Annotated in this window: 8 protein-coding genes and 5 pseudogenes; 5 read left to right on the forward strand and 8 right to left on the reverse strand. The window is 35.1% G+C overall.

Going from position 1 to position 7,815, the window contains the following annotated elements; genetic code table 11:
• Window positions 1-233: 233 nt before the first annotated feature.
• Window positions 234-455, reverse strand: coding sequence for a helix-turn-helix transcriptional regulator (locus FTV28_RS13040; protein ID WP_004658364.1), 222 nt, complete (start codon window positions 453-455; stop codon window positions 234-236).
• A gap of 194 nt (window positions 456-649) precedes the next feature.
• Here FTV28_RS13040 and FTV28_RS13045 point away from each other — a divergent pair, with 194 nt between their 5' ends.
• Window positions 650-901 carry a hypothetical protein gene (locus FTV28_RS13045; RefSeq protein ID WP_004658363.1) on the forward strand — a complete coding sequence of 84 codons (252 nt, stop codon included), beginning with the start codon at window positions 650-652 and terminating at the stop codon, window positions 899-901.
• A gap of 252 nt (window positions 902-1,153) precedes the next feature.
• Here the strand turns inward: FTV28_RS13045 and FTV28_RS13050 are convergent.
• Window positions 1,154-1,297 (reverse strand): annotated as a pseudogene (locus tag FTV28_RS13050) (antitoxin HicB); the annotation flags it as partial.
• 5 nt (window positions 1,298-1,302) lie between these two features.
• Between FTV28_RS13050 and FTV28_RS13055 the strand changes: the two are divergent.
• A pseudogene (locus tag FTV28_RS13055) lies at window positions 1,303-1,521 on the forward strand (efflux RND transporter permease subunit); the annotation flags it as partial.
• An 84-nt stretch (window positions 1,522-1,605) separates the two neighbouring features.
• On the opposite strand, the gene FTV28_RS13060 reads toward FTV28_RS13055, so the two are convergent.
• Window positions 1,606-2,493: a cation diffusion facilitator family transporter gene (locus FTV28_RS13060; protein ID WP_127800877.1), complete on the reverse strand. Its 888-nt coding sequence runs from the start codon at window positions 2,491-2,493 to the stop codon at window positions 1,606-1,608.
• Window positions 2,480-3,211, reverse strand: a complete 732-nt coding sequence (locus tag FTV28_RS13065; RefSeq protein ID WP_005245162.1) for a transglutaminase family protein — start codon at window positions 3,209-3,211, stop codon at window positions 2,480-2,482. Before FTV28_RS13065 ends, FTV28_RS13060 begins: the two co-directional genes overlap by 14 nt.
• A gap of 79 nt (window positions 3,212-3,290) precedes the next feature.
• On the opposite strand from FTV28_RS13065, the gene FTV28_RS13070 reads away from it, so the two are divergent.
• Window positions 3,291-3,704 carry a Cd(II)/Pb(II)-responsive transcriptional regulator gene (locus FTV28_RS13070; protein ID WP_179989169.1) on the forward strand — a complete coding sequence of 138 codons (414 nt, stop codon included), beginning with the start codon at window positions 3,291-3,293 and terminating at the stop codon, window positions 3,702-3,704.
• Between the two features lie 41 nt (window positions 3,705-3,745).
• Here FTV28_RS13070 and FTV28_RS13075 read toward each other — a convergent pair whose 3' ends face one another.
• Together FTV28_RS13075 and FTV28_RS13685 are read right to left on the reverse strand one after the other, a co-directional pair.
• Complete coding sequence (locus FTV28_RS13075) at window positions 3,746-4,945, reverse strand: integrase arm-type DNA-binding domain-containing protein (protein ID WP_005245164.1); 1,200 nt, start codon at window positions 4,943-4,945, stop codon at window positions 3,746-3,748.
• 185 nt (window positions 4,946-5,130) lie between these two features.
• Window positions 5,131-5,232 (reverse strand): annotated as a pseudogene (locus tag FTV28_RS13685) (recombinase); the annotation flags it as partial.
• A gap of 499 nt (window positions 5,233-5,731) precedes the next feature.
• On the opposite strand from FTV28_RS13685, the pseudogene FTV28_RS13080 reads away from it, so the two are divergent.
• Both FTV28_RS13080 and FTV28_RS13085 read left to right on the forward strand, forming a co-directional pair.
• Window positions 5,732-6,199, forward strand: a pseudogene (locus tag FTV28_RS13080) (transposase); the annotation flags it as partial.
• 33 nt (window positions 6,200-6,232) lie between these two features.
• Window positions 6,233-6,496, forward strand: a pseudogene (locus FTV28_RS13085) (integrase core domain-containing protein); the annotation flags it as partial.
• Window positions 6,497-6,616: 120 nt separating this feature from the next.
• Here the strand turns inward: FTV28_RS13085 and FTV28_RS13090 are convergent.
• Both FTV28_RS13090 and FTV28_RS13095 read right to left on the reverse strand, forming a co-directional pair.
• Window positions 6,617-7,135 (reverse strand): hypothetical protein, encoded by a 519-nt coding sequence (locus FTV28_RS13090; RefSeq protein ID WP_154320120.1) that lies wholly within the window; start codon window positions 7,133-7,135, stop codon window positions 6,617-6,619.
• Window positions 7,125-7,703, reverse strand: a complete 579-nt coding sequence (locus FTV28_RS13095; protein ID WP_179990664.1) for a hypothetical protein — start codon at window positions 7,701-7,703, stop codon at window positions 7,125-7,127. Before FTV28_RS13095 ends, FTV28_RS13090 begins: the two co-directional genes overlap by 11 nt.
• Window positions 7,704-7,815: the final 112 nt, after the last annotated feature.

The raw sequence follows: 7,815 nt of genomic DNA on the forward strand, positions 1-7,815 counted from the left end.
CAAAATGACACCAAATGAGTTTTACTATGATCAGCTACCCCAACAAAACAAGGTGGCTTAACTAGAGCGGAATATCACTTATAAATACGCTTTTAGTTGTTCAAACAAGTGGAACCACCTCTGTTTGTAATGATATTTTATAAAATTCAATATTAGATCTGCAGAGAAAAACTTATCAAACTAAGTATTGGCTAGTCTTTTTCTTCGAAAAACTTATCAAACGAAGTATTAAGTTAATCTTTTTCTTCAACTTCTTCCTTAAACTCAAACAAATCATTCATCGTACAGTTAAAGTACTTACACAACTTATCGGCGACTGGTAATTCAATACGTACAGCACGGTCATAATACATACTTGTGAGCGTGTTGCGATTGATACCTGTTGCATGCACCACTTCACTTAATTTTAAAATTTTTCTATCGCCCATGAGGCTAGATAACTTACAAGTAATCATATTTAAATTAATTTACAAAAAATAACTTGCTGTGGGTTATTTGAAGTTGTTGACTGAGTAATACTTTGCTAAAATTAACCTACAGCAGGTTATTACAACTTATAGAAAGTATATTTTATCCATTTCAACTAAATTATAACTTTTTAAATATAAGGATTGAACCTGCATTAGATTATTTTGTGGAGATGACCGCCGTGTTACCAAATGAGTTATTGATCAGCCAGCAAGCTCGTGACTTAGGAAATCAATTAATTAAAGAAATGAACATCAATAGAAGTTATGGAATGGCTAATTTTCTTGGAGTAAATACTTGCTATGATAATCATCAGGCTGTACTTATTTGGACATTTCAACTGCTTGAAAGGGAACCTGCCTTAAATGAATTAGCAGAAATTAAAAAATATTTTCTTTTAATCTTTCCAGATAGTGTTTATCAATTAGCCTAAGTTGTTTTTAAAATTAATTTATTAAATAAAAAGCACTAAATCAAAGAAAGCTTTATTTAAAAATACCTATTAATTCAAAAACATACCATTTACTGAATATATGAAGCATAGGTTCCTGCTCTATCACTCACTCGTACTAAAATTACATCGCTCTTTTTACTGATACTAAACAATTTATGTCCACGCCACGTTCTGCGGCTTCGAGGGCTAGTTTTTGTTGAACCACTGAGAACAAGGACAACAAACTGCCTACTATATTTTCCCGGAGAGTGGTGTAGGAACTTTTTCATTATTGCTAATCATATCAGCGACAACATCAGCAACGAGCTCCTCTATTCCTGAGAATGCTTTAGACTGATCCGCATCAAGCCAAGACAATGATGGAAACTCAGCACATCATTCGTTTAAGACCTATTTTAATGACGGCACTGGTCGCAAGTTTAGGTTTTATTCCAATGGCGTTAAACACTGGAATTGGTGCAGAAGTACAACGACCACTAGCAACAGTTGTTATCGGCGGTATTGTATCTTCTACAATTTTAACTTTGTTTGTATTGCCTATTTTATATCAATGGGCGCATGGCTCTGAGAGTAGCAAACAGCAATCCGACGAAATTTAAAATCAAAAAAAGCAGCTTAATTACTAGGTTATGCCTAATTAAGCTGCTTTTAATATTGTATGCCCAACATTTTATTGATAAAGCTTACTGCGCTTCATCCCGACAATTTTCATTTAAAAACTCAAACTCTATCGTTGTATGCGATAAATGATAGGAAGATAATTTAGCTGCAACTTCTTGTTTAAGCCTAATTAATTCTTTAACGTCAAAGTTGTCACTCAGCTCAAGGTGCGCTGTTAAAACGTGACTTTCACCATCTAGTGACCAAAAGTGCATGTGGTGGATACCATTAACTTCAGGAAATTCCATTAGTGATAGTTTAATACGCTTTTGAGTCTCTTTATCGGGTGCAGCTTGAAGAAATAAAACGAGTGTTGATTTCAGGTTTTTGAAAACATTAAACAAGATGAACAGCGTGAACCCTATTGATAAAAGGGGATCTAATATCGGCAGTTCAGCGAACAACAGTACGATAGAGACTATAAGAACGGCAACCCATCCAAGTACATCTTCAAGAAGGTGCCATGTCAGCACTTTCTCATTTAATGTTTCACCCGCTTTTAATTTTAATACAGCATATCCGTTAACGGCAACGCCGAGTATCGCTAGCCCTAACATCCCCTCGACTACAGGCATTTCAGGATTGGACAGCTTTGGAATTGCTTCAAATAAAATCCAAATTGAGCCAATGATTAAAACAATACTGTTTATCAATGCGCCAAAGAGAGTAAGTCTACGATAACCATAACTAAACTTATCTGATGCTTCTTTATCTGAAAAACGACTTAAAATCCACGCAAAACCTATTGAAAGACTATCACCAAGATCGTGAACTGCATCTGCCATTATCGCCGTACTGTTAGTGAGCCAACCACCTATAAATTCGATAATAGTGAATGTCACATTAAGGAAAAATGCCCAACCAATACGGTCATCTTTACCATGTTGATGACTATGATTATGGTTGTGCATTTTGTACCTCTAGTACTTTTCTATTTCTTAGTTTTGATACATTCATATTAATCAAGTGACGTATCAAGCGTTGATATATCCAGCGTTTGAACCCCGACAAGTTAGTCCCTTTTTCGAGATAGAACTCATCAGGGGAATCATAAAGCCCAAAGTCATCATGAATACCTTCTTTTTGAATATAGGTATTTTCTCCACGCCAATCTGTATCTGGTGATGAAAAGCACTTTGTTGCAACACCATAACCACAAAAATCATCTTTTACTTGGTCAAATTTCTCCTGTAGAGAGCTTAAGTATTGCTCATCCAATATAAAGCCCTCTAAGTTTATCCAACGCCCTTCAAAGTAAACTTCTACCCAACTATGAATGATGTATTTAGGTGCTAACCAAAATACATAGCTTGGGATAGCACCTTTTTGTAGTTGCTGGTCTATGGTAAACCCATGAAATCGGCATTGAATGCCTAGTCCACGCAATAGTGCCATTAACAGATTACCCTTAGTATTACATTGTCCATAACCATCTGCTAGCACATCGCTTGCTGCAATATCATCGCTTTCATTATAACCAAAGAAAATCTCATCTTTTACAAACTGATAAGCGGCACCAATTTTGTTGAAGTTATCCAAGTTTTTCCACCTACGTTGATCGATCAAGGATTGGATATCTTTGTGTTCAAAATTAACGATATTCGTATTGTTTAAATATTTCTCAGTCATTTTTTATATATCCTTTTCGTTGCATACTTATACTATAGACTCTATAGTAACTATAGAGTCAAATGTCTGGGGGAAATTGATGAAAATAGGCGAATTGTCAAAAAAATCGGGCTGTTCAATACAAACGATTAGATATTATGAAAGAGAAGGATTTCTGTTAAATCCAAATCGTTCAGAAGGTAATTTCAGGCTGTATGATAGCAAAGCACTTAAACAATTGGAATTCGTAAAGCATTGTCGCAGCCTAGATATATCACTCAATGATATTAAACGTCTTATCGAATTAAAAAATAAGCCAGAAGAAAGCTGCTCTAGCGTTAATGCATTAATTGATCAGCAACTTGCACTAGTGAATAAACGCATGAAAGAATTAAGGGCGCTTAAAGCTGAATTACAACAAATGGCTAGTGCTTGTGGTTCGAACAACCCAACATACTCATTATATTCTGCTGACCATGTAACACGGCAAGTATATTGTTTACTATCCATTTGAAACCCCATAATGTTTTAAGTCTATGTATAAAAGTACGATTTTCACTTAGCAGTACTTAAATAATCACCCCACCACTGCATCATTTCAGTCCGCTGGGCTAAATAGTCAGCGTGATTATAGCTGGCACGGGTACGGTTCTTATCAATATGTGAAAGTTGTGCCTCAATCCAGTTATCCTGGAACAAACCTGAGTCATTCAAAATGGTACTAAAAGTGGAACGTAGTCCATGAGAGGATAATTGATGTTTTCCATAGCCCATCTTACGTATAGCCATATTTAATGTATTAAAATGAATCGGTTGATTATGTTTCCGTGGGCTAGCAAAAATGTACTTTTCACCGTATGACCATTGCATGACGTCCTTTAAAATATCTAAAGCCTGATCTGAAAGTGGAACTAAGAAGTCGGGAATCTCATGGCCTAATATGACTTTTCGTCGAAACTGTTTAATATGCAAGGCAGGTATTTTCCAGACTTTTTCATTTAAATCAAAATGATGAGGCTCAGCCAATAACAATTCAGCCCCTCGCACGCCAGTATGTAATTTGAACAGCAGTGCTTTTTTAATAATCGGATGGGCATCCAATTTTTGTAATTTATACTTAAAATCAGATATATCCTCCGCTTTCAAATACGGATAATTTTTCTTGATTTTACTGTTAATGGCGATTTTATTTAAACCATGCGCGATGTTGAATTCACAATAACCCATCGCTACAGCGTAGTCATAAATTTGGTTCAAATAACTACAAGCTTTCTTGACAGGTTCTTTTACTTGGCGTCCCTCTATTTTTTTGATTACTGAAACCAGGTCATAACGCTTGATGTTTTGAAAAGGTAGATCCTGAAGGTCTGGATAAATATCTTGCTGTAAGCATCTTTCTGCTAACTGTAGTACACCACAGCGGGGTAGATCGTTGAAGGCATTTTTCAGTTTGAACTGTAACCACTCCTCCCCGACCTTACCAAAGGTGATGACATTAGAGGCAGTATCTTGTTCAAAACAGAAATCATTGTCTTTAAAGTCATCTCTGACTTGTCGTGCCTTTTTCAGCGATAAATCAGGATAACGACCTAACTGAATGCGTCGACGTTTTTTAGTTTGTGGATCTGTATAGCGATAGCACCAAGATTTTCTTCCACTCGGCTCAATCTTCAGGCTAAGCCCATCTTCATCGGATAAAAAACTGGTTTTTTCCTTACAATGAGCTTGGCGAACTTTAATTTCAGTAAGACTCATGGAATTTAAATGAAACCTAACAATGGGTTGATTGGATCAATTATATCAAAATAGAACGCTTTATGTATGATGCGTACACTACGCATCATATAGATTTGTAAAGTATTGTTTTATAAATTTATTATTCAATATACTTTAATTTTAGTAACCAGTAGGAGTACCACTTCTTTTTTAGTTCTCAAATATCACGTTTTTTTTGACGCAATGATTCTATCTCGGACTTCGTCAGCTGTTTTACGAGAGATGAGGATATACTTTACCTCCCACTCTGTGAGCCTTTCAACGTCTCACGGCTCTATTTAATGTTATTGAATAATCAATGGATACCAGTAAAGCCTTTTAGGTCTGCTATTGTTTCTAATACAATAGTCTCCACGATCAAGGATTGGACTCAATGCATATTCCAGCATAAACCTACCACCTATTCCTATTCGCACCCTACCACTCATTCCTATTCCAAATCGGCCACTTAGGGTTTATTCAGTAATAGAATTTAAAGGCTTTATTGCCCAAACCTATATTCTTAAAAGCTTATTCAGCAATATAATTCTTAGATAAATTGCATATTCTTATCGTAAAGGACACTGATTCTTCTTTCATTTGGACAGTTACTATGAATTCACTTCCGTCCTAATAATCTGCCCCAAAAGCTTTTTGGCTTCCGATTCGGATCGGCTTTGTTGCACAAATACCTAAGAATATGATTTTATTAAATTTATTCTTAGGTTGAAATTTTCACAAACCTTTAAAAATCAGTGCCTTGCAAAATGTTTATGCAACAAAGCCTATTTAAATCGGCAACTTGAACATATTGATAAGTTAATAAATAATCACATAGATCAAGATCCAACATTGAAACAGGATTTGAAATTACTGCAAACTATTCCTTCAATCGGTGAACGATCAGGCTTATTACTGTTGGGGTTATTTCATTCGCACAAGTTTGAAAAAGCAAGTCAAGCTGCTGCATATGTAGGTTTGGTTCCAGTACATCAGTTGTCTGGCAGTTCAGTCAACAAGCAAAGTCACTTATCAAAAGCAGGTGACAGTAAAATACGCTCAGTATTGTATATGTCGGCATTAACAGCGATTAAATATAATCCACACATTGAAGCTTTATATCAACGATTATTAAGCCAGGGTAAAAATAAAATGTGTGCTTTAGGTGCTGCAATGCGCAAGCTTATACATCTGTGTTATGGCGTTTTAAAACATCAGACTGCCTATCGAAGAGATTATTTAGTGGTCGAATAATCTCAAAACCTGATTGACTACCAAGACGGTATCTCAGGTCCCGAATTTATCAGTCACGAATTTGTGCGCTGGGCTACTGAGCACGGTATTCGTATTGAATATATTCAACCGGGTAAGCCACAGCAGAATGCGTATATTGAACACTATAATCGGACCATACGTTATAGTTGGCTGAGCAAGCATTTATTTGATACTTTGGATGAAGTACAAGATTATGCAACAAACTGGTTGTGGCATTACAACCATGAAAGACCACATCAAGCTAACAAAGGAAAGCCACCTCTAATGGCTGCTTAACCTCTACTTTTAACTTCGGTTATTTATTGAAGGATTACCTTAAAAACTATTAATGTAGCTCCATTTTAAATAAAGAACCGCTTTTTTATTCAAAATAGGGTAGGAACGACTTTAACTAAATCAGTAAGGAATACTTAATGAAATATATCTAATCTCACCTATATTGTTATATGAAATATATATTGTAAATGGAATATCTTCAATTTTCCATTTTTGGCTTCTAACCACGCCATCATCATTCTTAATAAATAATGGCACTCCTAATATATTTTCAATTTCAGCTTTATTCATTGAAAATTTTAAATTAAATGGCAGTTCTTGTTTATATTGAGAAAAGCCTTCCACACCATCATTATAAAAAAATATAGTCGTTAAGTATATTTTTTCACCAGTTATGGGTTTGTCCTCCTGATTTAAATAAAAAGACTCATCAGTAAATATAAAACCCAATCCCTCATCATATTTACTAATATAAAAATTATACTCATCCAATAAATCACCATCTTCATCATAAATTGGTAATTTAATTTCCTCTTGACTTTTCACAAATTGATTTTTAACAAAAAAATCAACTAATTTTTCATCAATATTTGACTTACCCAACAGTGATATTAAATGATCAATAAACTTATTTGTCATTCTTTCTCGCCTCCTCATCCATAATATTTTTCAAAAATTTATCATAATCAGCATTATTTTTACAGCTCAATGTAGTACATGCTTCTTGCAACTTTGTAACGTACTCAGGCGTTAATTTTTTTGCATTATCTATCATTGCCTCAGAATCCCTAATTTGTGCTGCTTGTAAATCATTTGCATCATTTTCAATGAGTCCTTTATTATTTTTTCCTGCATAGGTTGGACCTGCGGCATGCACCTCATTTGGTACAGTTACACTCATTCCTTCATTAATAATACGATTTTTCTCTGCTTGAGTTAAGGGCGCTTCCTTTAAGTCTTCAGCTCTCTTTAATAATGCAGCTTTAGACGGCTGATGATCTCTAGCCACGGTTCCATCTCCAGTGACTTTCTTTTGATTTCCATAATTATCAACCCATCCCACATCAAGAGATTGCTTTTGATTTATTTCAATATCAGCATCTTTCCCCTTAGTGACACCTTTACCTACTCCAGCACCTACAACTCCAGCCACAGCATTAATTAAATATTCTGCACCTTGTTTATTTTTTTCCTCTGTACACGACAAATTTCACAGAACCCTTATCCTATCAGGATTCTGCTTTCTTAAAATTGCCAAAATTTCCTTAAACTCTTCTTTTTTCCCAAAACCAATTAAACGCTGAATCGCCATTTGAACA

Source organism: Acinetobacter sp. YH12252 (genome assembly GCF_013417365.1).
GTDB classification, from domain to species: domain Bacteria; phylum Pseudomonadota; class Gammaproteobacteria; order Pseudomonadales; family Moraxellaceae; genus Acinetobacter; species Acinetobacter towneri.

Coding starts and splice junctions, on each gene's coding strand:
- FTV28_RS13040 (WP_004658364.1), bottom strand. CDS start 455: ATGATTACTTGTAAGTTATCTAGCCTCATGGGCGATAGAAAAATTTTA.
- FTV28_RS13060 (WP_127800877.1), bottom strand. CDS start 2,493: ATGCACAACCATAATCATAGTCATCAACATGGTAAAGATGACCGTATT.
- FTV28_RS13065 (WP_005245162.1), bottom strand. CDS start 3,211: ATGACTGAGAAATATTTAAACAATACGAATATCGTTAATTTTGAACAC.
- FTV28_RS13070 (WP_179989169.1), top strand. CDS start 3,291: ATGAAAATAGGCGAATTGTCAAAAAAATCGGGCTGTTCAATACAAACG.
- FTV28_RS13075 (WP_005245164.1), bottom strand. CDS start 4,945: ATGAGTCTTACTGAAATTAAAGTTCGCCAAGCTCATTGTAAGGAAAAA.
- FTV28_RS13090 (WP_154320120.1), bottom strand. CDS start 7,135: ATGACAAATAAGTTTATTGATCATTTAATATCACTGTTGGGTAAGTCA.